The following is a 25666-nucleotide window of genomic DNA, read 5'->3' on the forward strand; positions in this document are numbered from 1 at the left end:
GGAGGCAGGCATGACGCTCTACACCACGGACTACCTGGAGTATTACCTGACCCTGGTGGCTTGGGTGGTCAACAACGGCATCTGGAGCATCCTCGTGGCCAGCGGGGTGTTCGCTCTTCCGTTGGTGGCCATCGTGATCCAGGAATGGCTCAAGGCCCGCAGCGAAGGTGCGGACGAAGGCAACAAGGGCGTGCTGTCGTCGATGCGCATCGAGAACCGGGTGTGGGTGGCGATCGTGGTCATCATGTTCGCCGGCATCCCACTCATCCCGGTGGATCTCGCCACGATCAGGTTCGACACCACGCGCTCCGCGCAATGCCAGGTCAACGTCCCGCTGCCCAACGACACGGGCTGGTCCAACGTCTACACGGCGCTCAACGACCAGAGCGCGCTGGTGCCGGTGTGGTGGTTCTTCATGCACGCGCTGTCGAAAGCCGTGACGGGCGCCGCGGTGGCGGCGATTCCCTGCGGCACGGACCTGCGCCAGATTCGCATGGATGTGGATGCCTCGCGCATCGACGATCCGGTGCTGGCACAGGAGGTCGCCGACTTCACGCACGACTGCTACGGGCCGTCGCGCGCCAAGCTGTTCATGAACCGGCCGACGCTCTCCGACGAGCAGATGAACGACGTCACCTGGATCGGGTCGAGTTACTTCCTCGACACGCTCGGCTTCTATGACACCTATCGCGCCAAGACCCCACGCACGGCCTGGCCCTACGACGCGACCCGCGATGCGGGGCTGGCACAGGTGGACAGCGGCGGCGGCTATCCGTCCTGCCGGCAGTGGTGGGCGGATGGCGGCCAGGGACTGCGCAGCCGGCTGCTGGCACAGATCGACCCGGACCTGCTGACCCGCATCGGGCGCTGGGTGGGCTTCCTGTCGCAGCGCGAGGTCAATGACTCGGTGATCCGCGCCGTCGTCTCACCGCGGCAGCAGAAGATGAACCAGGGCGCCGTCTACACCGACTACGGCGGCCAGATCGACAAGACGCTGCCGAACATCGTCACGCGCGGCGCGAGCGACCTGGGTCTGACCGTCGGTTCGCTGGGCTTCTTTCCGGCGATGGACGTGGTGCGCCAGGCGCTGCCGATGGTGCTGACGATGCTCAAGATGGCGCTCGTCATCTGCATCCCGCTGGTGCTGCTGATCGGCACCTACGACCTGAAGACGGTGGTGACGGTGAGCTGCGTCCAGTTCGCGCTGTTCTTCGTGGACTTCTGGTTCCAGCTCGCGCGCTGGATCGACAGCACGATCCTGGACGCGCTCTACGGCTGGGGGTTTGGCGCGGACAGGCCGCACGCCAACTTCGACCCATTGATCGGCCTGAACAATGCGTTCGGTGACATGCTGCTGAACTTCGTCATGGCAACGATGTTCATCGTGTTGCCGACGTTCTGGGTCATGGCACTCGGATGGGCAGGAGTTCGCGCTGGAAACTTCCTGGGCGGTCTCATCACTGGCACGTCCGATGCGAAGTCGGCCGGAGGTAGTGGCTCTCGCCTTGCGATGACGGCCGTATCGAAAGGTGCGGCGAAGTAAGGAGCACTCTCTCGCGTTGATGCGACAGCTACGGCTCGTCGGGATCGCCCATGTCGATCCGCCAGTCATCTTTGTCGTACAGGCCGACGCCCGAGTGTCCGTCTCTGAGTTCCGGCTGCTTCTCGTCGTCCTCATCGGCATTCCGCGCGAGCCATGCGGCGACCACAGCAAAGGCCAGCAGCAGGACAAGCCAGGATACGGAGTACAGCAGCATACCAAGCACGGCCAGCTTGACGATCCAGAGCACCGCCGTCGCCGCGCCTGCGGGCACCCCGCGCGTCACCAGCCAGCCGGCGACACGCTGCTCGCGGCGCAGGTATCCACGCCAGGCACGGCCAGCCCCCCGGCCCAGCCGGTGGCTCCAGCGCCCGTTGTGCGTGTTGGTGGTCATGCTCATGTGCCTCGGTTTCAGTGGTGCCTCACCTCAAGAGCGGCCGGTTGGGGCTTGCCCTCCAGCATAGACCGCGATCAGGAGGCCGGGTTGCGGCTGGCAGAGCGGTCGCAGGTCGATTAGATTCTGCACTATAAATCAAACGTTATGCTACTTTCCCTGCACGTTCTTGCGATAACTCTAGAGGCTGATTTGATTCCGTGCTATTTTTATAGCATGGATGGAAATTCTAGGCACCAGGTAATCAAGCGGCTGCAGGCAGGACTCCCCCGCGGGGCGCCGTTCGACCTTGCCACCCTGAGCCAGTTCGGGGTGTCGCCCCAGCTCGCCGCCCACTATGCCGACGGCGGGTGGCTCGTGCGCCTGGCCCATGGCGTCTATGCCTTCCCGAACGATGAGTTCGGGGTCTACGGTGCGCTGAAGTTCCTGCAACAGCGCGTGCCCGGCCTGCACGTCGGCGGCAAGAGCGCCCTGGCCCTGCAGGGCGTGCGGCACAACCTGGGCAGCCGGGAGACGCTGGTGCTGTGGGGCGACGGTCGTTTCGCGTTGCCAGCCTGGTTCACCTCGCGCTTTCCGGCCCGCTACGTCCACGCCCGCCTGTTCGACTGGCCGGACACGGCGCTGGCCAGCAAGACCCTGACCACGCCGCCTGGCCTGCCCGAGGATCTGCGGGTGGCTGCCTCCGAGCGTGCCGTTCTGGAACTGCTGTACGAAGCCGGCGTCAAGCAGAGCCTCGAAGAGGCCCGCAACCTCTTTGATGGACTGCGTTCCCCCCGCAAGGACTTGCTCGGACAACTGCTGTCCTGCTGCACCAGCGTGAAGGCCGTGCGCCTGTTCCTCACCTGGGCGCGCGAGACCAGCCTCGTGGATGTCGATGCCCTGCTGGAGCAGTACCCGGTTCGCACCGGCAGCAACACGCGCTGGATGAGCCGGCTCGATGACGGCACCTTGCTGAGCCTGAGACCTCATGGATAAGACCTACGCGGACACCGTTCGCCTGCTGCTGGCCGTCGCGCCCGACGTGTTCGCCAACGACATCTTCGCTATGAAGGGCGGCACGGCCATCAACCTCTTCGTGCGGGACATGCCGCGCCTGTCGGTGGACATCGACGTGGTGTACCTCCCGTGGCAGACGCCGCGCGACGAAGCGCTGCAAGCCATCAACCAGGAGCTGGCCGCCATCGCCACGCGCGTTGCACCACTGGGCGTGCAGACACGCCTGGTTCGCGCCAAGGATCTGGGGGACACCAAGCTGATCGTCGAGAACGACGCCAACCAGGTGAAGATCGAGGTCAACGTCGTGTTCCGAGGCAGCGTGCTGCCCGTGGAGCGGCGGCCGCTGAGTGCCAAGACCAGCGATCTGTTCGGCGTCGAGTTCGAGCTGCCGGTTCTGGCACCGGACGAGCTGTACGCCAGCAAGCTGGTGGCTGCGCTGGATCGGCAGCACCCCCGCGACCTATTCGACGTGTGGCAGCTCTACGAATCGGGCGACATCAGCGACGGCATGGTCGAGTGCTTCGTGATCTATCTGGCGGGCCACAACCGGCCGCCCCACGAAGTGCTGTTCGGCAACGACAAGGACATCGCCGGCGAGTACGAGCGGGCCTTTGTCGGCATGACCGAAGTGGACTGCTCCCTGGAGACACTGCTCGACGCTCGCGCCAGGATGCGGCGCGAGCTGCCACAGCGACTGAGCACCGCGCACAGGCAGTTTCTGAGCGGGCTGGCGCGCGCAGAACCGGACTGGTCGCTGGTGCAGTGCCGGCACGCCGCGCAACTGCCGGCACTGCGCTGGAAGCTCGCCAATCTCGAAACCTTCCGCAAGCGCCGTCCCGACGACTTCGCAGCGCAATCCGCCGCCCTCGACACCGGCTTGGGCCAGAGCTGACGAACGTCCCGCAGCGCCCCACTTGCCGGGGTTGCCCCATGCCGCATTCATCGTGGCAGCCGCGAAGCAGCGGCCCTATACCCAAAGGCTTCCGACAAAGGCCAAAGGGCTGGGAAGGGGCAAAGGAAGGGCGCCAAGGGGAAAGGCCCTATCCTGAAAAGGCCAAAAGGCGCCCCGAGCAGCCCGTCATCCGGGGTTCGCCATGCTCTCGCTGTTCCAGCGCAAACGGGTGCCACCCACCGCCGGCACACCGCCCACCTCCGCCATCGAAACTCCGAAAGGGTTGACGCGGCCGGAGTCGGCCGCATCGCTGCTGGCCACGCCGCGTCGGCAGAAACTGCTGGAACACATCTGGCAGCGCACCTCGCTCTCGCGCCGGCAGTTCGCCACGCTCTACCTCGCCCCACTGGAGCGCTACGCCGAGCTGGTCCAGCAGTTCCCAGCGTCTGAGAGCCATCACCATGCCTACCCGGGTGGCATGCTGGACCACGGCCTGGAGATCGTCGCCTACGCCCTGAAGCTGCGGCAGTCGCACCTGCTGCCCGCCGGCACCACGCCGGAGGCACAAGCCGCCCAGGCCGAAGCCTGGACGGCTGGCACCGCCTATGCGGCGCTGTTGCACGACGTCGGCAAGGTCGCCGTCGACCTGCATGTGGAGTACGCGGACGGCACGGTCTGGCATCCCTGGCACGGCCCGCTGCGGTGGCCGTATCGCTTCCGCTATCGCAAGGAGCGCGAATACCGGCTGCACAGCGCCGCCACCGGACTGCTCTACGTCCGGCTGCTCGATCCAGGCATCTTCGACTGGCTCGCCGACTACCCCGACCTGTGGGCCGCGCTTCTGTACGTGCTGGCCGGCCAGTACGAGCACGCCGGCACTCTTGGCGAACTGGTGGTGCAGGCCGACCAGGCCTCGGTGGCCCAGGAACTCGGCGGCGATCCCAGCAAGGCACTGGCCGCGCCCAAGCACGCCCTGCAGCGCAAGCTGCTCGATGGCCTGCGCTTCCTGCTGCGGGAGGAATTCAAGCTGAACCAGCCCCAGGCCTCGGACGGCTGGCTGACCCAGGACGCACTCTGGCTGGTGAGCAAGACCGTCTCGGACAAGCTGCGCGCGCATTTGCTGCAGCAAGGCATCGACGGCATCCCGGCCAGCAACACGGCGGTGTTCAACATACTGCAGGACCACGGCATCGCCTTGCCCACGCCGGACGGCAAGGCGATCTGGAAGGCCACGGTCGCGAGCGATGCCGGCTGGTCGCACAGCTTCACGTTCCTGAAGCTCTCGCCCGCACTGATCTGGGAGGCGGCCGAACGGCCCGCGCCGTTCGCCGGCCAGGTGCGGGTCGAGCAGGAGGACGCAGCGCAGCCGGAACCCGCTGCGCCTGGTGCGGCTCAGCCGGGGCCTGCGCCGAGCGCTGCGCCGCTGGTCCTGTCCACGGCTGCGGACAACGGCGTGGGTGCGCTGCTAGATCTGCTGGACATGGCACCTGCCGCGTCGGCGCCACTCTCGACGCCGCCCGAGCCCGTCGCCGACGCCCGGGCAGATGCCGAAGGAGATTCCTTGGCCAGCGCGGCGGCGCCGCCGCCGGCAACACCAGCTTTGACACCCCGCCCACAGGCCGAGCCCTCCGGCGAAGACTTCATGGCCTGGCTGATCCAGGGCGTGGGATCGCGCAGGCTCATCATCAACGATGCCAAGGCCCTGGTGCATACCGTCGCCGGCACGGCCTACCTGGTCAGCCCCGGCGTGTTCCAGCGCTACGCGCAGGAACATCCGCAGGTCGCGGCCGTCGCCAAGCAGGAGAAGCTGGAGGCGTGGCAGTGGGTGCAGAAGCGCTTCGAGAAGTTGGGGGCGCACCGCAAGCAGGCCAGCGGTCTGAATATCTGGACCTGCGACGTGACCGGCCCGCGCAAATCGCGGCGGCTGCACGGCTACCTGCTGGCGCGGCCCGAGGCGCTATTCGGGGAAGTGCCGCCCGATAACCCTTACCTGCGTCTCGCCAACGAGACCCCAAAGCGCGAAAATCCCGCAGTTCAAAACGATAACGACGAGCAGGGATAAGTAGGCGGCCCAAGCCCCGGCCGGCTTCAGTCCTCTGACTTGGAGGGAGCCGGTTCGGCCAGCTTGGCTTCGGTCAGGGCCATCAGGTGGGCAGAACTGCATTTCAGCGCACGGGCGATCTTGAGGATCAAGGGGAGCGTAGGCGTGTGCTCGCCGCGCTCGATCTTGCCGACGTGCGAGCGCTCGATGCCGGCCAGGTGAGCCAGCGTTTCCTGGGCGATGCCCTGGTTGGTTCTCTCATCGCGAACGGCGGCTCCAAACGCGATGGCTGGTTCTGCTTCGTAGGTGGTCGTGCCGGCGGGTCGGCCTCTCTGAATCGGGCGCTTCTGCATCAGCAAAAGCGTCGAGCATTGCCCGTAGATAACCCACGTTAAACTTAACTCACATGCGATAGCACGCCTGATGCTTTCGCCCCCCCACGAGTTTCTGCCCTTGGGAGGAAGCAGTACCGTGACATCAAGCGACGCCTCCACCGCGATCCGCGTGGCCCTGCTCGGTAGGTGGGTGCCCTCGCAGCTCGCCGACGTGCTGGCGCTGCAACGTGCCGAAGAACCGGAGACCACGGCCGCTCTGGTCGAATGTGCGTACAGCACGCCGGCAGGTGAGGTGTCGAGAGGCGGCTTCGATTTCGCGCTGTCGACCGCCGATGTGGACTGGCCTGGTTGGGTGTGCGAGCCGTTGTGGCACGACACGCTGGCTGTCGCCGTCGCCAAGCGTTCGCACCTGCTGGTCCATCGCGACGTCCCATGTCATGAACTGAAGAAGCAGCCCCTCATCTGCGCGCAATCGACCGCGGACGAGCCGTGGCAGGCCATCGTGCATCGGCTGATCGGCGACGCGCCACACGAGCAGGTCGTGAGCACCTTCGACATGGCGATGACGCTGGTCGCCGCGGGGTACGGCATCGCCATCGCGCCCGCCGCGCGGCTGGCTGGATACCAGTGCCGAGGCATCGCAGTACGACCGCTGGCCGGTGCGCCGCCCATCGTCATGGCCTACCTGCTGCACACGTGCGAGGCCTTGACCGAACCGCAGAAGCGGTTCGCGCGCCGCGCCCGCTCCGTGACCTGAAGGCCAGCGGCGTCAAGGCTCCATCAGGTCTTCGGCGGCATCGGCCGTGATGGCATCCTGCACCAGGCGCTGCACGCTGCGCCGCACTTGGACCGGAATGTCGGAGTCCTCGGGATCATCCGCCGCGATGCTCTGCGCCGCGACCAGCCGCGCGGCCAGGTGCAGGTTCTTCGGGTTGACCGCCTCGATAGCGGCCCGCCCGCCAAGCGCGTCATAGGACTGCAGCAGCGCGTGGTAGATCGCCCAGGTGTCCAGCCCGCGCGGCACCTGCTTCAGCACGGACTGCACGAGCCTGCGCTTGAGCGGATCGAGCTGCCAGTCCGGCACCCGCTGCCCGCGGTTGCCTATGTGGATCGACAGCAGATTGCCGGCCTGGATCTCGTAGGTGATCCAGCGACGCGACTTGCCCGCGAGCTTGGCGTAGTCCGCCACCGAGAGGTTGTGGGGCGCCTCGAAGGTTTCCAGCACCTGCAGGCGTTCGCGCTGCACCTCCGACAGCCGCGGCCGCGCGTACTCGGGCATGCGCACAGCCGACAGCCGCTGCACCGATGCCGGCGCTGCGGGCAGGTCGGGCGTCGGCGCGGTCACGATCAACTGCGGCGCTGTGAGGTCGACCACCGGCGGCTGCACGGCCGCCTGGCCGGCGATGGTCGGCAAGCCCTGCAGCGTGATGGTCAGGTGGCGGCTGGCGACCTCGACTTGGTTCTGCTCGAACAGGTCCAGGCGATCGGCCCAATCCTGCATCATGACCCGGCGCTGCTCGACGTACTCGGCATGGTTGTAGGTCGCGCTGATCTTGTCCGGGTCGGCGTGCGAGAGCTGGGCATCCACCCACTTCTTCGGGTAGCCAAGTTCGTTGAGCGCAGTCGAAATTGTCGCGCGGATGCCGTGCCCCGTGAGCTGATCCTCGTAGCCCATGCGCTTGAGCGCGCCGTTGAACGTGTTCTCGCTGACGGGGTGCTTCAGGCACCAGTCGCCGGGAATGAGGCAGACCTGGGCCGGCTTGCACTGGTCCAGCAAGTGCCGAACGATCTCCTGGGCCTGCACCGAGAGCGGCACGATGTACGGCGGGATGTCCACCAGGCGCTTGCGCTTCTTCTTGGTGAGCAGCGCGCGCTGCTTGAGCCTGGCCACCGGGATGATCCACAGGCCTTGCTCCAGGTCGAACTGGTCGGGCGTGGCGAAGCGCAGCTCGCCGGTGCGCACGCCGGTGAGCATCAGCAGCCGAATGCCCAACTGCGTGTTCAGACGCCCGCGGTACTTGCGCAGCGTCTGCAACATGATCGGCAGCTCGGGCATACGCAGGAACGGGTTGTGCTCGACCGGCGGCAGCGGCAGCGCGACGACCTCCAAGTCCTTGGACGGGTTGTCGTGCATGTTCGGGATCGCCACCGTGGCGTAGGTGAACAGTTGGGTGAACCAGGTGCGGAGCTTCTCGGCCACCGACAGCGAGCCGCGCTTTTCCACCTTGCCGATGATGTCCAGCAGGTGCGCGCGCGTGATGTCGTAGATGGTCAGGTGACGCAGCACCGGGAACACGTCTTTCTTGAAGACGCGGGCGATCTGCTCCAGGCTGGTCTGCCGTCCTTCCTCCAATGACAGCTTGCGATGTGCCAGCCACTGGTCGTAGACCGCCTGGAACGTGTGTTCGCCCGCCAGCACGATGGCGTGGCGCTTGCGCTTGCGTTCGGTGTGCGGGTTGACGCCCTTGGCGAGCAGGTTGCGGGCTTCATCGCGAAGCTCGCGCGCCTCCTTCAGAGACAGCGCCGGGTAGCTGCCGAAGGACATGCGATCGCGCTTGCCGCCCCAGGTGAAGCGGAAGTGCCAGGCCTTGGTGCCGTTGGCGGAGACGAAGAGGGAGAGGCCGTCCGAATCGGCCAGCGTGTACGTCTTGCCGGTCGCCTTGGCCTGGCGAACCATGAGGTCTGAGAGCATGAGCCCAACTCCTGAGAATCGAGTTGGCTGCATGGTCCTGTCCGACCCCGCGCTGCTCCAGCAACTATGCGGAAGCGGGAAGCTCCGCTTTCCGATGTACCACTTGATGTACCGTTTTGTACCGGCAGTCAGTGGTTTTCGCTGGACGTCACTGGATTCAGCGATGGCGAAAAAGCTGAATGGTGACAATCACTTGCGACGTTCCACGGTCTTTTCTGGAAGTCCTTGGAAAGTCGAAGTGGAGCGGGCGATGGGAATCGAACCCACGACGGATGCTTGGGAAGCATCAGTTTTACCATTAAACTACACCCGCCCTGATGGAGAGGTCTGCCTCAAAAGCAGACGATCCCGCGAATGGGCAAGCGAAAATTATAGCGCGATCTTTTCTTCATGCGTCGCCCCGGCCCTATCTTTTTCGCGCGCCACCACATGAATTCGGCGGCAAGACTCACTACAATAGAGTTTTCCCGCTTTTAGCTGATACGCGAGCCATTCCTGATGCCCGCGCCACAACCATGACCTCCAGCAACGAAAAACAATCCCTGCTGTCGCCCAATGTCGCGAACAGCAATTCCGGCGAGACCCATATCCGTAGCTTTGTTCATCGGCGCGCGCACATTACGCCCAGCCAGGAACAAGCCCTGGCGCGCCTCTTGCCCCTGTGGTCGATCAGCTACCGCGACAACATCCTGAAACCGGAAACGGTGTTTGGCAATGACAATCCCCTGATTCTGGAAATCGGGTTTGGCATGGGTGAAACCACCCAGAAAATTGCCCAGGCCCGCCCGGACGACAATTTCCTGGGCGTGGAAGTCTTTAATGCCGGTGTCGGTGCCTTGCTCAAGCGCATTGATGACAACCAGATCAGCAACATCCGCATCATCCAGCATGACGCGGTGGAAGTGGTGCGCGACATGATCGCTCCCGGCTCGCTGGCCGGTATTCATATCTACTTTCCCGACCCCTGGCCCAAGAAGCGCCATCACAAGCGTCGCCTGGTGCAATCGCCCTTTATTCAGTTGCTGACCAGCCGTCTGAAACCCGGTGGTTACATCCATTGCGCCACCGACTGGGAAAACTACGCCGAACAAATGCTGGAAGTGCTGTCCGCCGAGCCCATGCTCAGCAACACGCACGAAGGCTACGCACCCCGCCCCGACTTCCGTCCACTGACCAAGTTCGAGAACCGTGGGCTGCGTCTGGGTCATGGCGTGTGGGATCTGATCTTCACCCGCAATGACACCCCTACCCCTGAACTGAACTGGCCCAAGAAAGAACAATGAGCGCTACCCTGTTCCCGCCTATAGAGCCTTACGCCCAAGGCACGTTGCACACCGATGATGGGCACCATATCTACTGGGAATGCTGCGGCAACCCGGCAGGTAAACCGGCCATTTTCTTGCACGGTGGGCCGGGATCAGGATGTTCTACCGATCACCGTCGCCTGTTCGACCCGCAAAAATACAATGTGCTGCTGTTTGATCAGCGCGGTTGCGGGCGTTCCTACCCTCATGCCAGCCTGGAGAACAACACCACTTGGCATCTGGTTCAGGACATGGAGCGGCTGCGCAAGGAAAAGCTCAAGGCCGACAAGATGCTGGTGTTTGGCGGCTCCTGGGGCTCGACTCTAGCGCTGGCCTACGCCCAGACTCACCCCGAGCACGTCAGCGAACTGATTGTGCGCGGTATCTTCATGGCCCGTCCTGAAGAGCTGCACTGGTTTTATCAGGAAGGTGCCTCGCGCCTGTTTCCCGATATCTGGGAACAGTATCTGGCCCCCATTCCCAAGGAAGAGCACGGGGACCTGATTACCGCCTACCACAAGCGTCTGACAGGCGATGACCCCGCTGTGCAGTTACGGGCCGCACACGCCTGGTCGCAATGGGAAAGCAATACCATCACGCTCTTGCCCAGCCAGAATCACCTGGATGCCAAGTCCAGTGATAAAGCTGCTTTGGCCTTTGCGCGTATTGAAAACCACTATTTCATGAACCGGGGTTTTCTGGAGCCGGATCAGTTGCTGAAAAACGCCCACCGCTTACATGGCATTCCCGGTGTCATCGTACAGGGACGCTATGATGTGTGCACTCCGGCGCATACAGCCTGGCAACTGCATCGCGCCTGGCCCCAAGCAGAATTTCATATGGTTGCGGACGCAGGCCACGCCTACGACGAACCCGGCATTTTGGCCCGGCTGCTGGCCGCCACCCAGAAATTTGCCATCTGAATCACTCGTCCGGCCCTGGCCGGACCATATCCAGAGACAAGAATGAACATTACCCTGAACGGCCAGAGCAAGACTCTGGCAAACTCCGACACGGTTGGCACGCTGATTATCGAGCTGGGCTACGAGAACAAGCGTATTGCCGTGGAACTGAACGGCGATATCGTGCCCAAAAGCCAGCACGCCAGCACCCCGATCAAAGAAGGCGACACCATTGAAATCGTGGTTGCCGTCGGTGGCGGCTGATACTCGCCCTTTAAAATGCACAATTGCTGACATTCAGCTACGGCTTCGGGGATAAAAATGAGGTCATAATGGGCCGTCTCGCCTGCCATCAAGCAGGCAGCCGTAGAACCCTAACTTCAGGAGCAAAGCGATGGGCGTATTCAGTTTTCTTAAAGATGTCGGCGAAAAACTCTTTGGTGCCAACGAAGCCAAAGCAGCAACAGCTGACGAACTCCAGAAAGAACTGGCCAAACACCAACTTTCCGCCGACGGTCTGAATCTGACGGTTGATGGCGACAAAGTCACGGTTAGCGGCCAAGCCGCCTCCACCGAACAAGCCGAAAAAATTGTGCTGGCTCTGGGTAACACCCTGGGTGTCTCTCAAGTCGACAACCAGCTCAGCGTTGCTCAGCCTTCCGCACAAGCCACCATGTATACCGTACAGAAAGGCGACACCCTGTGGAAAATTGCTGAAACCAACTACGGCAAGGCAAACGGCGCAAAATACACGGTTATTTTTGAAGCCAACAAGCCTATGCTCAGCCATCCTGACAAGATCTATCCCGGTCAGGTACTGCGTATTCCTGCGCTGTAACAACAACAGCTCAGGACGAAAAAAAGCCCGCGTATGCGGGCTTTTTTTGTTGGTGGTCCCGCCAGAGCGATTCACGCCTTTGCGGCAAGCTCCAAGCGCTTCTTAGCGAAAGCCCTTGAAGCCCTTGCCAGCCAGACCTTTCAAGGCACCCATACCGCCCAGGCCGCGCATCATCTTGGCCATGCCGCCTTTTTTCATCTGCTTCATCATGCCTTGCATTTGCTCGAACTGATTGAGCAAGCGGTTGACCTCTTGCACTGGCACGCCAGAACCGGCAGCGATACGACGCTTGCGCGAGGCTTTGAGCAGTTCGGGCTTGGCACGCTCGGCCGGGGTCATGGAGTTCAAGATCCCTTCCGTACGACGCAATTGCTGTTCAGCCTGACCACCTTGCAACTGGGACGCGGCTTGCGAGAACTGGGCAGGCAGTTTTTCCAGCAAGGAGCCCATATCACCCAGCTTCTTGACTTGCTGCAGCTGGTCACGGAAGTCATTCAGGTCGAACTTGTCGCCCGATTTGATCTTGTCGGTAATCTTCTGCGCTTCGGCGATGTCGATATTGCGCTGGGCCTGTTCGACCAGCGAAACAATATCGCCCATGCCCAGCACGCGCTGAGCCATACGCTCGGGGTGGAATGGCTCCAGACCATCCAGCTTTTCGGAAACACCCACAAACTTCAGCGGCTTACCGGTGACATGACGTACGGACAAGGCCGCACCACCACGTGCATCACCATCCAGCTTGGTCAGCACCACACCCGTCAGCGGCAAGGCATCAGCAAAGGCCTTGGCCACGTTGACCGCGTCCTGCCCCTGCATGGCATCGACCACGAACAAGGTTTCAATCGGGTTCAGCAGATCGTACAGAGCGCGAATTTCGCGCATCATTTCTTCGTCAATACCCAGGCGACCGGCCGTATCGACAATCAGCACATCAAAGTGATGACGCTTGGCGTGATCCAGGGCATTACGGGCAATGTCGGCTGGTTTCTGGCTAGGATCCGACGGCAGAAACTCGACACCCACCTGGGCAGCAACGGTTTTCAGCTGCTCGATAGCGGCTGGTCGATACACGTCGGCACTGACCACCAGAACTTTCTTCTTGCCTGTCTTGCGGCCATGCTGAACGTGGCCGCCTTCGCTCAGCCATTTGGCGAGCTTACCGGTGGTGGTGGTTTTACCCGCACCTTGCAGACCGGCCATCAGAATAATCGCGGGAGGCTGAGCCGCCAGGGACAGCTCGCTGGCGTTGTCACCCAGGTCTGCACCCATCAGATTGGTCAGCTCCTGGTGAACAACACCCACCAGTGCCTGGCCAGGATTCAAGCTGTCGGCAACTTCAACACCAAGTGCCTTTTCTTTGACCCGTGCGACAAACTCGCGCACGACGGGCAAGGCCACGTCCGCTTCCAGCAAAGCCAGACGCACTTCCCTCAACATATCCTGAGTATTGGATTCGGTCAGACGAGCCTGTCCGCGCATGGTTTTCACCACACGCGACATACGCTGGGTCAGATTTTCAAACATAGGACTGGGTTCGCTTAAACTAGGTTATCGTGTGGTCTACGAATAAGAATAAAATGGCCACTTGAGGTACGCCCCGTACCGTTTTTCAGGAAATCCGGGACTTATGTCTGCAAGTATTGTATTTCACTTGCTCGCCGCACTGGCGTACATCGTGCTGTCGATCTCGCTCTGGCGTCCGTTGACTCGCGGCAGCACCCGAACCGTACTGAACGCCCCCAGCCGGGTGGCCTTGCTCTGCGCCATCATTGTGCACGGAGCGGGCCTGCTACTGACTATTGTGCTGCCTCAGGGGCTGCATCTGAGCTGGGCACTGGCCCTGTCAGCGGCAATCTGGCTGGGCATGGTGGTGTTCTGGTTCCAAAGCCTGTATCTGCGTCTGGACAGCCTGCTGCTCATTCTACTGCCTGCAGCCACAATCGTCAGCCTGCTGGCCATGGCCTTTCCCGAAGGCCATATCGTCAACCATGTCGGCAATGAATGGCTACGTATTCACTTGATGATTGCGCTGGTCGCCTATGGGCTTAGTACCGTAGCGGCTTTGCACGCCGTCTTGATGACGGCTCTGGACCGTCAGTTGCACCGCCCTATTCTTCATCAGGAGCAACGCGGTTTGTTCAGCCGGGTTCTGGACACCATGCCGCCCCTGCTGGTGCAAGAGGAGCTGCTGTTTCGCCTGATCCGTGTCTCTTTCGTGATTCTGACCTTCACGATTCTGAGCGGTGCCGCCGTCTCCATGGCAATAGACGGTAAATTTTTGCCTGCCGACCACAAAACTGTCTTTACCTTGCTATCCTGGGTTACATTTGGTGGCTTATTATGGGGTCGAAAACAGTATGGATGGCGTGGTCGCGTTGCCTTGCGCTGGACCTTGGCCGGTTTTGCCTTCCTGCTGCTGGCCTATACAGGCAGCCACTTTGTACTAGACGTCATCTTGCAACGAGGGAAAATTGGGTAAAGTCTTATTTTGGGTTGTCGCCATCCTGGCGGCCATGATCATTGCCCGCATCGTGTCGCAAAACAAGGCCCGCAAGCGCAATCCACCCAACCCCACCATGCGTCCCCCGCGCAAGCAAGGTACTGCTGAAGAAATGGTCCGTTGCGCACACTGTGGGATTTATCTGCCACGCTCCGAAGCCTTGATGAGCAATCATCACACCTGGTGCAGCCTGGAACACGCCAAGCGCGGCCCACGCAGCTAACGCCATGGCTCGCATGCACCACGCCTACGACCTGGACCGACAGGGCTGGCTGAAACCTCATGCCAATGTCCTGCGCGCCCTGTCACCCAATCAGGATGACCGCCCCGAGGGCGACACCCCGACCTTGCTGGTGCTGCACAATATCAGCCTGCCACCGCAAGAGTTCGGCGGCCCCTACATTCGGGATTTTTTTCAGAACAAGCTGGATATCAGCGCCCACCCCTGGTTCGAGAACATCCGGGACCTGAAAGTTTCGGCCCACTTTCTGATCCAGCGCACTGGCCACATCATCCAGTTTGTTCCCACTACCCGCCGCGCCTGGCATGCGGGTGTGTCGCGCTTTGAAGACCGCGAGCGCTGCAATGATTTCTCTATTGGCATTGAGCTGGAAGGCAGCGATTTCGAGCCATTCACAGAAGCGCAGTACCGGGAGCTATCCCGCCTGAGCCGCGCCTTACGTATGCGCCATAACTTGCGCGCCGTACGTGGCCATGAGCACATCGCTCCGGGGCGCAAGACAGATCCGGGCCCTTTCTTTGATTGGGAACGGGTGAAGCGGGAACATGGCTGGCCCAAAGAAACATTGCCGGAACAAGAGTTGGGACCAAAGCAAAGACAAGTGCCAGATCAAGACCGATAAAGTAGTTCAGGGCCAATATCGGCCAAGGTATTGCAGCCGGTCAGCGCCATCGCCACTTCCAGCTCCGCCCGCAAAATATGCAGGACATGAGCAACACCGGCCGCTCCTGCAGCGGCCAGGCCATAAATATAGGGACGGCCAATCATCACGGCTGTTGCTCCCAGCGCCAATGCCTTGAGCACATCTGTTCCGCGGCGAATACCGCCATCAATCAGGACCGGCACCCTGCCCTGCACGACCTGACAAACCTGAGCCAAGACGTCCACAGAAGCGGGGGCACCATCCAAGGTTCGCCCACCGTGATTGGACACAACAATCCCGGCAACCCCCATCTCCAGGGCTCGCTGAGCATCACGGGGTCGCATGATTCCCTTCACCCAAACAGGCAAAGGACAGTTCTGCACCAGCCAGGCCAGATCATCCCAAGTCGGGGCCGTATCTAGCAAACCACTGCCAAACAAAGGACTGGTGCCTGCTGCGCCTAAAACCGCCTGCTGCGTTGGGGCACCCCGCAAATTCACGGCATCCACACCTGCGGGCAAGGCAAAGCCCGCACGCTGTTCCTGATTACGCACACCATTGACCGCAGCATCCACTGTCAGCATCAGCGCGGTATACCCTGCCGCTTCAAGCCGCCCCAGCAAATTCAGAGTAAATGCGCGATCCCTTTGCCAATACCACTGCGCCCACAAGGGGGCATGCGCCTGTGCGGCAATCTCTTCAAAGGAATGACTGGACTGCATGCTAATTACACTGGTCGCTCCCATCGCACCCGCGCCCAACACACTGGCCAATTCACCATCAGGGTGAGCCAATCGCTGATAAGCCACGGGAGCCAGAAGAATCGGGTAGTCCATGGACTGCCCTTGCAGCGTCAAACAGGTGGAAGGCTGATCAAACGTGCTTAAAGCAGCAGGCCATAAGCCCCAGCGCCCGAAGCTGGCCAGGTTGTCTTGCAGCGTCAGCTCATCCGCCGCCCCTGCACTGAAGTAAGCCCAATCCTGCGCACGCATACGCTGACGGGCATACGGTTCGTAATCCGTCAGACAGGCAATCTGAGCTGGAATGCTACTGAGCGGGGGCAGTCGTTCTTGGGACATGGTCAATCAAGCTCCAGGCGATCAGACATCGCTCCATTCACGCAGCAAATTATGATAAATCCCCGTCAGGCGTGATAGCTCCTGGGCATCCGCATTCTGCTTGGCCAGTTGTTGAATGCTCTGATCCAGCTCCCATAGCAACTTGCGTTGATGCGCATGGCGCACCATGCTTTGCGTCCAGAAAAACGAGGCATAGCGCGTTCCTTTAGTGACAGGCTGGACGCGATGCAGACTCGTTCCGGGATACACCACCATATGTCCTGCAGGCAGCTTGATGGACTGCGTGCCGTACACATCCTCGATGATCAGCTCTCCACCTTCGTATTCATCGGGATCGCTGAAAAACAAGGTCGTGGACACATCCGTACGCAAGCGCTGAGCCGTGCCAGGAACCGTAAAAATCGCGTTATCAATGTGCTTGCCGTACTCCCCGCCACCCTCGTAACGATTAAAGCGTGGCGGCAGCATACGCAGGGGCAAAGCAGCGGCAATAAAGCCGCTGTGCTGACCCAGTACGTGCATCAGAAACTCGCCCATCTGGCGAGACACTGCTGCATCCAGAGGCAGTTGCAGGTTCCGTTTGCTGTGCTGGGCCAGATAACCCGCCGTCGCACGCCCATCCTCCCACTGCGCCTGCTCCAGGGCCTGGCGACAGTCTCGCAATTGCTCAGCGTTGAGAACGTCCGGGATAGTAATCAGCATGGGATACCTGCAAGAACAAAAAAGCACAAAGTCGTACAAGAAGCAGGCAGGCCGCCTCAAGAGGGCGGCCCATCCGACTTTACACTACAAGCTGCAGCTTACTCGAAGCGGTAAGAGGCATTGAACATGTAGGAGCGGCCTGGACCGACGTTGGCAAAAATACCGACGTGGGAAGCATCATACATGCGCACATTGCTGATGTTATTGACGTTGAACTGGAAGGATACATTCTTGTTCAGGTCGTAGCGTGCCATCGCATCGTAACGCCAGTAAGAAGGCAGTTTCAATTGGTTGGCGTCATCCACAAAGCGCTTGCCTACAAATGTGGCACCTGCGCCCAAGGTCAACTCGGGCATGATTTTGTAGGTTGTCCAGATATTGAAGCTCTGCTTGGAGATGAACTTCATCTGGTTGCCGTCAAAGACATTGTCTTTGTTGCGGTACTTCTTGATCTTGGGATCCAGGTAGGTGTAGCCAGCCCACAGATTCCAGTTAGGGGTAATTGCACCAGCCGCGCCCAACTCCAGACCACGCACACGATTGCTGCCACTCAAGGACACGTCACCGGTCAACGGATCAGTAGAGCGAGCATCTTTCTTGTCGGTCTGGAAAATGGCCGCTGTCAAAGACAACTTCTCGTCAGCCACATCCCACTTGGTCCCCAGTTCCCAGCTGTAGCTGCGCTCTGGCTTCAAGTCACGAATTGCTGCTCCGCCTGCCGGGCCATCTGCACCACCGGCCTGCCCCAGGTTTTCACCCGTAGGATTTGAAGATGTACCGTAGCTCAGATAAATGGAACCATTTTGTGCGGGTTTGTAGACCACGCCCAACTGATAGTTCCACATATCGTCTTTGCGAGACTCTTTGGTGTTGTCGGCTTCAAAGCGATCAAAGCGCAAACCACCATTGATCATCCACTGATCATTCAAGGTCACAGTGTCAAAGATGTAGGCCGAACGGGTCTTGATATCGCCGGTTTTGGTCTTGGGACCGTACTGCAGCGAATAGTTGTACTGTCGATTAGGGTTCGGGTCGTAGAACGAGTCAGTATCACGGCCTGGGCCACCCGTCATCGCTTTGTTGTGGATTTCCTCCTTACTGATTTCCACACCTGCAACGAGGTCATGCTTGATCGAACCAGTATTAAAGCTGCCGTAGACATCTGTCTGGTTCAGCAGAGACTCTGCAACACGGTAGTTCGTCCGATCATCGCGGCGAAACTGCAAGCCAGCACCTTCCGTCGCGCAAGCCCCACCTGCACCTGCGGCGCAGTTATCAAAAGACGGACGCGTCATCAGATAGTGATTCAGAGTCTTGCTGTAACGCGTGACGTTACGCACCGTGAAACGATCATTCAGATCATGTTCGACGCTGGCCGAAGCGGTATCGGCAATGTACTTGCGAAAGTCCACATTGCGGCGACCGTAAAAGTTATCGCGGTCCGCTTCCAGTGGGGTGACGCGATCCGGATTGGCAGCATTCTTGAAAGGAAAGCCCAAGTCCGGCATGTCCTTGTTCTCAAGACGCGAGTAAGACAAGGTCACACGCGTTGGCGTACCCAAACCAAAGGCGATGGAAGGAGCAATGCCCCAACGATCAATCTTTACACCATCGCGCCCTGCCACTTCGCCGCCCATACGCATCAGATTCAGACGGATGGCGCCGGTATCCGAGAAAGCGTAGTTACCGTCAGCAGTCAGACGATATTGATCAGACGTGCCATAGCCCGCTTCCACCTGGAAGAAGTCTTTCAGCTTGGGAGACTTGGTCACCAGGTTCAGGCTGCCGCCGGTACCGCCACGGCCGGTATAAGCCGAGCTGGGACCTTTCAAGACTTCAACCGATTCCAGGTTGAAGGTCTCGTGCGAGCCACGGGAGTAGTCGCGCACACCGTCGATGAAAATATCGGTACTGGCTTCGTAACCCCGGATAAAGGGACGGTCACCCATAGGCGTGCCTCCTTCGCCCGATCCCAGGGTAATGCCAGGAGTCGTACGCAACACATCTTGCAGCGACGTTGCGCCACGGTCCCTGATCACCTCCTCCGGGATCACGGTGATGGAACGCGGGGTGTTAAGCAGTGTCTCGGAAAACTTCACCGATTGCGCTTTATGCGCTTGAAAACCATCAATGCCATTAGCATCCGTCGTGCCTTGAACTTTGATGGATTGCAGCTCGGTCACGCCTGGATTGGCGGTTTGAGCAATTGCAGGAGTTGTCAGAGCAGCAAACAATGCTGCGGACAAAACCGTCTCGGCGAACCGACGAGGCGGCAGGGTGGAAACAAACAACATCACCAGCTCCATGTGGTAGTTATCGCTCTTTTTTGGGCAGTGCCATCGAATCAAGTCCGATCGCTCGCTATTAGCGATGTTTCGCTGCCAGATAAGCGCTTTTAAAGGAAGCGGTAATATTAATCATTCTTATTATGAAGTCCATCCATATCCTACGATTTCCTGAAATTTGACTCAAAAACCGCGTTTTTGTCCTTACATTGTGGCGTCCATACATCGTATTACGATCAATTCTCATTAAGATGGACAAAAAATAAAAAATCGCTTAGCCACAAACTTTTGTTTAGCCCCTTATCTTCCTGCTTCTCCCCTTAGTCCTCTGCCAATGGACGCAAAAAAGCCTTGATCTTACAAATGAAGATCAAGGCTATGAGGCTAAACGATTGCTGACTCCACCCAGAGGCAGAGCCAGCAAGATTCAGGTTTACAGATTCAACAGCAAACGGTTCACACGCTTCACAAAACTGGCGGGATCCTGCAATGCGGCACCCTCGGCCAGCATGGCTTGTTCCAGCAGCAACTGTGCCCACTCACCAAAAGCCTCGTCGTCAGCGGCCTGGACTTTGGCGATCAAGGCGTGCTCCGGGTTGATTTCCAGAATCGGCTTGACCTCGGGAGCTTCCTGGCCAGCGGCTTGCAGCATACGCAGCAGGTGCGGGCTCAGTTCGTTAGCATCGACCACCACGCAAGCGGGGGAATCGACCAGACGGGCAGTAATGCGCACTTCCTTGACCTTCTCGCCCAGTGTGGTTTGCAGGCGCTCGACCAGAGGTTTGAAGGTTTCAGCCACTTCTGCCTGATGTTTCTTTTCTTCCTCGTCCGCCAGCGAATCCAGGTCCAGGCCACCCTTGGCCACGGATACCAGTTGCTTGCCTTCAAATTCGCGCAAGTAAGACAACATCCACTCGTCCACACGGTCGGACATCAACAGCACTTCGATGCCTTTCTTGCGGAATACTTCCAGATGCGGGCTGTTAGATGCAGCTGCAAAAGTGTCAGCCGTGACGTAGTAAATCTTGTCCTGACCTTCTTTCATGCGACCGATGTAGTCGTTCAGGGACACGGTCTGGGCCGAACCTTCCTGATTCGTGGAGGCAAAGCGCAGCAAGGCAGCGATACGGGCCTGATTGCCCATGTCTTCGCCAGTGCCTTCTTTCAGGACCTGGCCGAACTGGTTCCAGAACTCGGCATATTGCTCGGGTTGGTTCTCGGCCAGATCTTCCAGCAAGGACAGGATGCGCTTGGCACTACCTTCGCGGATAGCGCGGACATCACGGCTTTCTTGCAGGATTTCACGCGAGACGTTCAACGGCAGGTCGGCCGAATCAATCACACCGCGCACAAAGCGCAGGTAGGCAGGCAGCAGTTGCTCGGCATCATCCATGATGAACACGCGTTTCACGTACAGCTTCACACCACGGCGAGCATCGCGATCCCACAGATCGAAAGGAGCTTGCTTGGGTACGAACAGGAGCTGGGTGTATTCGCTACGACCTTCGACCCGGTTGTGTGTCCAGGCCAGAGGGTTCTCGTAATCGTGAGCGATGTGCTTGTAGAACTCCTGGTACTGCTCGTCGGTGATTTCCGACTTGGAGCGTGTCCACAAGGCGCTGGCCTGGTTCACGCTTTCCCACTCGTCCTGCTTTACTTGTTGCTGCTTTTCTTCGTCCCACTCTTCCTTGCGCATTTGCACGGGCAAGGAGATGTGATCGGAGTAGCGACGCAGCACGTTGCGCAGGCGCCAGCCGTCCAGGAAATCGTCCTCGCCTTCACGCAGGTGCAAGGTGATGGTGGTTCCGCGCTCGGCTTTTTCAGCGGCGGCAATGGTGAACTCGCCTTCACCGGCGGACTCCCACAGCACGGCTTCCTGATCGCCACCGGCACGACGTGTCAGCACGGACACTTTATTGGCCACGATAAAGGAGGAGTAAAAGCCCACGCCAAACTGACCAATCAGTTGGGTGTCTTTTTGCTTGTCGCCCGTCAGTTGGGAGAAGAACTCTTTGGTGCCCGAGCGAGCAATGGTGCCCAGGTTGGCAATGGCTTCATCACGCGACATGCCAATGCCGTTGTCGGAAATGGTGATCGTGCGCTGGTCCTTGTCGAACTCCACGCGGATACGCATTTCTGGGTCGCCTTCCAGCAAAGCCGGATTGTCGATAGCTTCAAAGCGCAGTTTGTCACAGGCATCCGACGCATTGGATACCAGCTCACGCAGGAAAATCTCCTTGTTGCTGTACAAGGAGTGAATCATCAAATGCAGTAATTGTTTGACTTCAGCCTGAAAACCCAAGGTTTCGGACGTATTCGCAGTGTCAGTCTGGCTCATGGTGAAAAAGCAAAAAAATGGGTTGATTGCCGCACGCCAAAGCGCGCCCTATTGCAGACAGATAGGGACGACCCACCATATTTCAAGAGACGGATCAGGCCGCCGGCCCGGATGTCAGGGCAATGACTCCGCTGATCATGATGGCGCAACCGAGCAAACTCCAGACATTGGCCTTTTCGCGCAGGACGACCATACCCAATATGGTGCCGGCCATCATGGACATTTCACGGGCGGGCGCCACCATGGACAAGGGTGCGCCCATGCTTAATGCCTGCAAGACCAGGATGTAGGACATGGGCGATAACAAACCCACTGCAGCCGCCAGTTTCCAATAAGGTTTGAACTTGACGAAGCCTGCCCGCCCCCGCTTGGCGATAAAAGGGGCCAGCATCCCCAGGCGCAACACATTGCTGAACCAATCCAGCAGGAATGGCGAGATCAGCAGCACCTTGACGCCATAGGCATCGACCACGGTATAGGCCGCAATCAGAATCCCGGTCTGCATGCCCCAACGCACACCCGTCAGCGCTGCAGGGCTGAAAAAACGGCGCAGTCGACCTTGCGTGGCGATCAGCAAAATCCCCATCACGACCAGCAAGATGCCGAGCACTCCCAAAGGACGCACAGGTTCGCCCAACAGGATAAAAGCACCAATGGAAGAGAGCATGGGGCCCGTACCACGGGCAATGGGATACACCACGGACAGGTCTGCAACCTGATAGCCTTTTTGCAAACTCAGGCTATAACCCATGTGCAGCAAGGCACTAAGCACCAAACAGGTAATGGTCTCGCTGGTCCAGGGCATATTGCCTTGCGTAAAGACCACCCACAGCGTGATGGGGAAATAAAACAGAATGGCAAAAAAGGAATAGGCGAATACAAAATGCGCCCCTGCCATCGCCGCCCGTTTAGAGAGCAAGTTCCAACCCGCATGAATGAACGCAGCACACACCACCAACAACAAAGCGGTCCAGGACATGAGGGCTTCCACCAGCAAATAGCAAAAGAAAAACTATACGCCCCCTTCAAGGGGGAGGCCAGCCAATCACGGGCCTTTCAACGTCCCATGACAAATAAGAGACAGTACTGGACAATTCAAACATCAAGGTATGATGTTCGACACGTATTTTGATATGGAGCCGATCATGAGCACCCTGCTGTATGTTGATTTTCCTTACCCCAGCCCTTGGGGTTCAGAGATGAGCGAAGCCATGCAAGAACTGGCGCAATCCATCTGCCTGGAACCTGGCTTGATCTGGAAAATCTGGACCGAGAATAAAGAACAGTCCAAAGCAGGTGGCGTGTATCTATTCAGCGATCAAGCCAGCGCGCAGGCGTATCTGGAGATGCACAGCAAACGGCTCAACCGCTTTGGCATCACCGGCATTGATGCGCGCTTTTTTGATGTGAACCAGCCGCTGACAGCTATCAATTCCGGTCCCTTGTCAGCCAAATAAAACACAGACAACAGACGCAAGAAAACCCGCCTGCATATCAGCAAGCGGGCTTCCATATCGATGCTTAAGCAGTCAGCTCAACGGCCTTGAAATCCACCGGAACCTCCAGCGCATTGTTGATGTAGTTGGTGAACAGGTTCAAGGCAGTCACACCGACCAGTTCCACCACCTCACCTTCGGAAAAGCCGGCATCGCGCACGGCTTGCACATCGGCAGCCGAAACTTGCCCACGCTGATCCACCAGCTTGAGCACAAATGTCAAAGCGGCGGCGGTACGCGGGTCATCCGACTGACCACGCTGGGCCTGAGCCAGTGTCTCCGGGCTTAGGCCAGCATTGGCACCCAGCACGTTGTGGGCAGCCAGGCAGTATTCGCAACGATTACGGTCGGCAATGGCAACCGCCAATTGCTCGCCCAGTTTCGCACCCAGCTTGCCACCGGCAAAGGCACCGAAAGAGCCCCACATGCTGCGCAAGGCGGCGGGCGAATTGGACACCATACGGAACATGGCAGGCACGCTGCCACCAAAGGCTTTTTGAATTTCCTGCAAAGCAGGCTGGCTGGCGGCGGGAGCTTGGGCAAGGTCAGGCAATGTAAGACGCGACATGATGATCTCCTGGTGAAGTGGGCCGGGGTGGCCGGAAAAAGCTTGCAGGGATAGTGTCTCGCCAAGATCAAGATCATTGGATAAGATTAGTCCCGACAACTTACCTTTTCATCCAGACAAGGATGTTTTCATGAACCTGGATCGCCTCTCCCTTTTGCTGGAACAATTCCGTGTTCGGGCTCATTTGTTCTACAACGGCTCTTTGTGTGGCGTCACCCGCTTTGCGGCCCAACCCGGACGGGCCTTCTTGCACATTCTGCGGCGTGGCCAGTTAAGCGTGCGCCACGATCCGCGCGATCCCGTGCCGGAAGTCCTGACCATTGACCGCCCCAGCCTGCTGTTTTACCCCCGTCCGCTGGAGCACGCTTTTTACGATCTGCCCAATGAAGGCTCGGATTTCACCTGTGCCACCCTGGATTTTGATGGGGGTGAGCATCATCCCTTGGCCCGCTCCCTGCCCGATCTGATTATTGTGCCGCTGGAAGAAGCGGCCGGCCTTGAACAGGCACTGGGCCTGCTCTTTGCAGAAACGGAGTCCGTGCGCTGCGGCCATCGCCTGCTGGCAGACCGTCTGTTCGAGATCGTGTTGCTGCAATTACTACGCTGGCTGTTTGACCATCCTGATCGTTGCGAGATTCCCGTAGGCCTGTTCCGAGGTTTGTCACACCCACCCATCGCGCGCGCACTGCTGGCTATTCAGGCCGATCCCGGTCGGGACTGGACCGTGCAATCACTGGCACAGGAAGCCAAGATGTCGCGCAGCGCCTTTGCCGTGCAATTCAAGCACTGGGTGGGCGACACACCGGCAGACTATCTGGCCCAATGGCGCCTGTCGCTGGCCTGCCAGCGGCTGGCACAAGGCCAATCTGCCAAACGTATTGCTCTGGATCTGGGCTACGCCAACCCCTCTGCCCTGTCCCGCCTGTTTCGGCAGCGCACGGGTCAATCCATGCGGGAATGGTTGGCCGCCCGTCAATCAGCTTGAGCGATTCTGCTCCAGCACCGCCAGAAAATTCACCAAGGCCGGGTTGGTATTGTCCGAGACATAAGCACTCATCAGCTCGGCCGCAATATCGTCTGCATCCAGCAAAGGCAGATACTCCAAGGTATCGGTGCGCAAGCGCGCCAGGGAAGCGGGAACAATAGCCGGAGCAATGCCCGCTTCAACCATGACCAGCACCGTGGGCACCATGCTTTCCTGTGCAAAGCGCGGCAGGCAGCCTGAGCGCTGCAGCATGCGCTGCTGCAAGAGATGAAAGTAACGCGACTGTTGCCGCGAATACGCCACCATTTCGTAAGAGAAAGCCTGGTGCAAGGTCAGCCCCTGACTATGCTCCTGAGCACGTGGATCATCCCGCCTGACGACAAACATCATGGGTTCGGACTCCACCAGCTGCGGGTTCAAATCGGGCACGGCAAAGGAAGGCCGAATCAAGGCCACATCCACCCGGCGCTCATAAAGAGCCGCAGGCATATCGCTGGAGTTCATCTCGTAGATCTGAATATCCACCTGCGGGAAGTCCTGTCGAAAGCGATACAAATGCTTGGATACCCCCGCATAGGCGCTGCTGGGGGTCAGGGCTATGCGCAACATGCCAGTCTCGCCTCTGTGCACCTGCTGTACCGCTTGCAAGGTCTGCTCCAGTTCGTTGCCGATCAAGCGCAGGCGGCGCTGCAACTCCGCTCCCGCCGCCGTCAATTGCACCGTGCGTGTGGTGCGGATAAACAAGGTCGCCCCTACCTGCTCTTCCAGCCTGCGTATGGCCTGACTCAAGGGCGGCTGGGTCATGAACAAACGCTGGGCGGCTCGACCAAAATGCAGCTCTTCAGCCACCACCAAGAACATTTCACTTAATTTGGAGTCCAGCATATGCCCG

The 25666-nt window shown here is 59.6% G+C and carries 25 protein-coding genes and 1 tRNA gene; 14 read left to right on the plus strand and 12 right to left on the minus strand.

Annotation, left to right across the window (positions count from 1 at the left end; translation table 11 throughout):
- The first annotated feature begins 10 nt into the window (after window positions 1-10).
- Window positions 11-1543, plus strand: a complete 1533-nt coding sequence (locus MID00_RS05240; protein WP_254499830.1) for a conjugal transfer protein TraG N-terminal domain-containing protein — start codon at window positions 11-13, stop codon at window positions 1541-1543.
- Window positions 1544-1571: 28 nt separating this feature from the next.
- On the opposite strand, the gene MID00_RS05245 is transcribed toward MID00_RS05240, so the two are convergent.
- Complete coding sequence (locus tag MID00_RS05245) at window positions 1572-1940, minus strand: DUF3742 family protein (protein WP_031633433.1); 369 nt, start codon at window positions 1938-1940, stop codon at window positions 1572-1574.
- A gap of 210 nt (window positions 1941-2150) precedes the next feature.
- Here MID00_RS05245 and MID00_RS05250 point away from each other — a divergent pair, with 210 nt between their 5' ends.
- The 3 genes from MID00_RS05250 to mobH all read left to right on the plus strand — a co-directional run bounded on the left by MID00_RS05250 (window position 2151) and on the right by mobH (window position 5884).
- Entirely contained in the window at window positions 2151-2909 is a 759-nt protein-coding gene (locus MID00_RS05250) for a type IV toxin-antitoxin system AbiEi family antitoxin domain-containing protein (protein ID WP_031754973.1), read from the plus strand.
- A complete protein-coding gene (locus MID00_RS05255; protein ID WP_016446144.1) occupies window positions 2902-3822 on the plus strand; it encodes a nucleotidyl transferase AbiEii/AbiGii toxin family protein in 921 nt (306 codons plus the stop codon). The genes MID00_RS05250 and MID00_RS05255 overlap by 8 nt, the downstream gene beginning before the upstream one ends.
- Window positions 3823-4024: 202 nt before the next feature.
- Window positions 4025-5884, plus strand: a complete 1860-nt coding sequence (gene mobH, locus MID00_RS05260) for a MobH family relaxase (protein WP_254499831.1) — start codon at window positions 4025-4027, stop codon at window positions 5882-5884.
- 26 nt (window positions 5885-5910) lie between these two features.
- Here the strand turns inward: mobH and MID00_RS05265 are convergent, their stop codons facing one another.
- Window positions 5911-6216, minus strand: a complete 306-nt coding sequence (locus MID00_RS05265) for a helix-turn-helix domain-containing protein (RefSeq protein WP_254499833.1) — start codon at window positions 6214-6216, stop codon at window positions 5911-5913.
- A gap of 118 nt (window positions 6217-6334) precedes the next feature.
- On the opposite strand from MID00_RS05265, the gene MID00_RS05270 reads away from it, so the two are divergent.
- On the plus strand, window positions 6335-6955 hold the full coding sequence (locus MID00_RS05270; protein WP_254499835.1) for a LysR substrate-binding domain-containing protein: 621 nt from the start codon (window positions 6335-6337) through the stop codon (window positions 6953-6955).
- Between the two features lie 12 nt (window positions 6956-6967).
- Here the strand turns inward: MID00_RS05270 and MID00_RS05275 are convergent, their stop codons facing one another.
- Window positions 6968-8890 (minus strand): integrase arm-type DNA-binding domain-containing protein, encoded by a 1923-nt coding sequence (locus MID00_RS05275; protein WP_254499837.1) that lies wholly within the window; start codon window positions 8888-8890, stop codon window positions 6968-6970.
- Window positions 8891-9129: 239 nt separating this feature from the next.
- Window positions 9130-9203: transfer RNA gene (locus MID00_RS05280), tRNA-Gly, on the minus strand.
- 202 nt (window positions 9204-9405) lie between these two features.
- On the opposite strand from MID00_RS05280, the gene trmB reads away from it, so the two are divergent.
- The 4 genes from trmB (at window position 9406) to lysM (ending at window position 11934) form a co-directional block, all read left to right on the plus strand.
- A complete protein-coding gene (gene trmB / locus MID00_RS05285; RefSeq protein ID WP_009463250.1) occupies window positions 9406-10173 on the plus strand; it encodes a tRNA (guanosine(46)-N7)-methyltransferase TrmB in 768 nt (255 codons plus the stop codon).
- Window positions 10170-11117 carry a prolyl aminopeptidase gene (gene pip / locus MID00_RS05290; RefSeq protein WP_009463248.1) on the plus strand — a complete coding sequence of 316 codons (948 nt, stop codon included), beginning with the start codon at window positions 10170-10172 and terminating at the stop codon, window positions 11115-11117. The genes trmB and pip overlap by 4 nt, the downstream gene beginning before the upstream one ends.
- A 42-nt stretch (window positions 11118-11159) precedes the next feature.
- Window positions 11160-11360, plus strand: coding sequence for a sulfur carrier protein ThiS (gene thiS, locus MID00_RS05295; RefSeq protein WP_060186249.1), 201 nt, complete (start codon window positions 11160-11162; stop codon window positions 11358-11360).
- Window positions 11361-11490: 130 nt separating this feature from the next.
- The gene (gene lysM / locus MID00_RS05300; protein WP_009463244.1) at window positions 11491-11934 is read left to right on the plus strand and encodes a peptidoglycan-binding protein LysM; all 444 of its coding nucleotides are present in this window, start codon (window positions 11491-11493) and stop codon (window positions 11932-11934) included.
- A 102-nt stretch (window positions 11935-12036) separates the two neighbouring features.
- Here the strand turns inward: lysM and ffh are convergent, their stop codons facing one another.
- Window positions 12037-13461, minus strand: a complete 1425-nt coding sequence (gene ffh / locus MID00_RS05305) for a signal recognition particle protein (protein WP_009463242.1) — start codon at window positions 13459-13461, stop codon at window positions 12037-12039.
- Window positions 13462-13564: 103 nt separating this feature from the next.
- Here ffh and ccsA point away from each other — a divergent pair, with 103 nt between their 5' ends.
- The 3 genes from ccsA to ampD are packed head-to-tail and all read left to right on the plus strand — an operon-like array spanning window position 13565 to window position 15300.
- A complete protein-coding gene (gene ccsA, locus MID00_RS05310) occupies window positions 13565-14416 on the plus strand; it encodes an inner membrane protein YpjD (RefSeq protein WP_009463240.1) in 852 nt (283 codons plus the stop codon).
- Window positions 14409-14660: a PP0621 family protein gene (locus MID00_RS05315; protein ID WP_254499840.1), complete on the plus strand. Its 252-nt coding sequence runs from the start codon at window positions 14409-14411 to the stop codon at window positions 14658-14660. Before ccsA ends, MID00_RS05315 begins: the two co-directional genes overlap by 8 nt.
- 4 nt (window positions 14661-14664) lie before the next feature.
- Window positions 14665-15300, plus strand: a complete 636-nt coding sequence (gene ampD / locus MID00_RS05320) for a 1,6-anhydro-N-acetylmuramyl-L-alanine amidase AmpD (protein ID WP_250756689.1) — start codon at window positions 14665-14667, stop codon at window positions 15298-15300.
- Here ampD and MID00_RS05325 read toward each other — a convergent pair.
- The 5 genes from MID00_RS05325 to MID00_RS05345 all read right to left on the minus strand — a co-directional run bounded on the left by MID00_RS05325 (window position 15288) and on the right by MID00_RS05345 (window position 22704).
- On the minus strand, window positions 15288-16400 hold the full coding sequence (locus MID00_RS05325; protein ID WP_254499843.1) for an alpha-hydroxy acid oxidase: 1113 nt from the start codon (window positions 16398-16400) through the stop codon (window positions 15288-15290). The two genes, ampD and MID00_RS05325, sit on opposite strands and share 13 nt — an antisense overlap.
- Before the next feature lie 21 nt (window positions 16401-16421).
- On the minus strand, window positions 16422-17102 hold the full coding sequence (locus MID00_RS05330; RefSeq protein ID WP_250756687.1) for a Fe2+-dependent dioxygenase: 681 nt from the start codon (window positions 17100-17102) through the stop codon (window positions 16422-16424).
- Window positions 17103-17200: 98 nt separating this feature from the next.
- A complete protein-coding gene (locus tag MID00_RS05335; RefSeq protein ID WP_254499845.1) occupies window positions 17201-19396 on the minus strand; it encodes a TonB-dependent siderophore receptor in 2196 nt (731 codons plus the stop codon).
- 424 nt (window positions 19397-19820) lie between these two features.
- Window positions 19821-21725, minus strand: a complete 1905-nt coding sequence (gene htpG, locus MID00_RS05340; RefSeq protein WP_083054199.1) for a molecular chaperone HtpG — start codon at window positions 21723-21725, stop codon at window positions 19821-19823.
- Between the two features lie 94 nt (window positions 21726-21819).
- Window positions 21820-22704 (minus strand): EamA family transporter, encoded by an 885-nt coding sequence (locus MID00_RS05345; protein WP_009463230.1) that lies wholly within the window; start codon window positions 22702-22704, stop codon window positions 21820-21822.
- A gap of 166 nt (window positions 22705-22870) precedes the next feature.
- On the opposite strand from MID00_RS05345, the gene MID00_RS05350 reads away from it, so the two are divergent.
- Window positions 22871-23182, plus strand: a complete 312-nt coding sequence (locus MID00_RS05350; RefSeq protein WP_254499847.1) for a monooxygenase — start codon at window positions 22871-22873, stop codon at window positions 23180-23182.
- A gap of 64 nt (window positions 23183-23246) precedes the next feature.
- Here MID00_RS05350 and MID00_RS05355 read toward each other — a convergent pair whose 3' ends face one another.
- Entirely contained in the window at window positions 23247-23789 is a 543-nt protein-coding gene (locus tag MID00_RS05355) for a carboxymuconolactone decarboxylase family protein (RefSeq protein ID WP_060186240.1), read from the minus strand.
- Window positions 23790-23919: 130 nt separating this feature from the next.
- Here MID00_RS05355 and MID00_RS05360 point away from each other — a divergent pair, with 130 nt between their 5' ends.
- On the plus strand, window positions 23920-24774 hold the full coding sequence (locus tag MID00_RS05360; RefSeq protein ID WP_060186239.1) for an AraC family transcriptional regulator: 855 nt from the start codon (window positions 23920-23922) through the stop codon (window positions 24772-24774).
- Here MID00_RS05360 and MID00_RS05365 read toward each other — a convergent pair.
- Entirely contained in the window at window positions 24766-25659 is an 894-nt protein-coding gene (locus MID00_RS05365; RefSeq protein ID WP_026484978.1) for a LysR substrate-binding domain-containing protein, read from the minus strand. The two genes, MID00_RS05360 and MID00_RS05365, sit on opposite strands and share 9 nt — an antisense overlap.
- Window positions 25660-25666: the final 7 nt, after the last annotated feature.

Source organism: Alcaligenes sp. NLF5-7, from assembly GCF_024266725.1.
Taxonomy (GTDB): Bacteria; Pseudomonadota; Gammaproteobacteria; order Burkholderiales; family Burkholderiaceae_B; genus Alcaligenes; species Alcaligenes phenolicus.

Excerpts from the sequence above, each read along its gene's own strand:
- trmB (WP_009463250.1), top strand. The coding sequence starts at position 9,406 with ATGACCTCCAGCAACGAAAAACAATCCCTGCTGTCGCCCAATGTCGCG.
- MID00_RS05335 (WP_254499845.1), bottom strand. The coding sequence starts at position 19,396 with ATGTTGTTTGTTTCCACCCTGCCGCCTCGTCGGTTCGCCGAGACGGTT.
- MID00_RS05355 (WP_060186240.1), bottom strand. The coding sequence starts at position 23,789 with ATGTCGCGTCTTACATTGCCTGACCTTGCCCAAGCTCCCGCCGCCAGC.
- MID00_RS05265 (WP_254499833.1), bottom strand. The coding sequence starts at position 6,216 with ATGCAGAAGCGCCCGATTCAGAGAGGCCGACCCGCCGGCACGACCACC.
- MID00_RS05325 (WP_254499843.1), bottom strand. The coding sequence starts at position 16,400 with ATGTCCCAAGAACGACTGCCCCCGCTCAGTAGCATTCCAGCTCAGATT.
- MID00_RS05245 (WP_031633433.1), bottom strand. The coding sequence starts at position 1,940 with ATGAGCATGACCACCAACACGCACAACGGGCGCTGGAGCCACCGGCTG.
- MID00_RS05330 (WP_250756687.1), bottom strand. The coding sequence starts at position 17,102 with ATGCTGATTACTATCCCGGACGTTCTCAACGCTGAGCAATTGCGAGAC.
- mobH (WP_254499831.1), top strand. The coding sequence starts at position 4,025 with ATGCTCTCGCTGTTCCAGCGCAAACGGGTGCCACCCACCGCCGGCACA.
- MID00_RS05275 (WP_254499837.1), bottom strand. The coding sequence starts at position 8,890 with ATGCTCTCAGACCTCATGGTTCGCCAGGCCAAGGCGACCGGCAAGACG.
- MID00_RS05365 (WP_026484978.1), bottom strand. The coding sequence starts at position 25,659 with ATGCTGGACTCCAAATTAAGTGAAATGTTCTTGGTGGTGGCTGAAGAG.
- MID00_RS05250 (WP_031754973.1), top strand. The coding sequence starts at position 2,151 with ATGGATGGAAATTCTAGGCACCAGGTAATCAAGCGGCTGCAGGCAGGA.
- MID00_RS05350 (WP_254499847.1), top strand. The coding sequence starts at position 22,871 with ATGAGCACCCTGCTGTATGTTGATTTTCCTTACCCCAGCCCTTGGGGT.
- MID00_RS05345 (WP_009463230.1), bottom strand. The coding sequence starts at position 22,704 with ATGTCCTGGACCGCTTTGTTGTTGGTGGTGTGTGCTGCGTTCATTCAT.
- pip (WP_009463248.1), top strand. The coding sequence starts at position 10,170 with ATGAGCGCTACCCTGTTCCCGCCTATAGAGCCTTACGCCCAAGGCACG.
- ampD (WP_250756689.1), top strand. The coding sequence starts at position 14,665 with ATGGCTCGCATGCACCACGCCTACGACCTGGACCGACAGGGCTGGCTG.
- MID00_RS05240 (WP_254499830.1), top strand. The coding sequence starts at position 11 with ATGACGCTCTACACCACGGACTACCTGGAGTATTACCTGACCCTGGTG.
- htpG (WP_083054199.1), bottom strand. The coding sequence starts at position 21,725 with ATGAGCCAGACTGACACTGCGAATACGTCCGAAACCTTGGGTTTTCAG.
- ccsA (WP_009463240.1), top strand. The coding sequence starts at position 13,565 with ATGTCTGCAAGTATTGTATTTCACTTGCTCGCCGCACTGGCGTACATC.
- MID00_RS05360 (WP_060186239.1), top strand. The coding sequence starts at position 23,920 with ATGAACCTGGATCGCCTCTCCCTTTTGCTGGAACAATTCCGTGTTCGG.
- thiS (WP_060186249.1), top strand. The coding sequence starts at position 11,160 with ATGAACATTACCCTGAACGGCCAGAGCAAGACTCTGGCAAACTCCGAC.
- lysM (WP_009463244.1), top strand. The coding sequence starts at position 11,491 with ATGGGCGTATTCAGTTTTCTTAAAGATGTCGGCGAAAAACTCTTTGGT.
- ffh (WP_009463242.1), bottom strand. The coding sequence starts at position 13,461 with ATGTTTGAAAATCTGACCCAGCGTATGTCGCGTGTGGTGAAAACCATG.
- MID00_RS05255 (WP_016446144.1), top strand. The coding sequence starts at position 2,902 with ATGGATAAGACCTACGCGGACACCGTTCGCCTGCTGCTGGCCGTCGCG.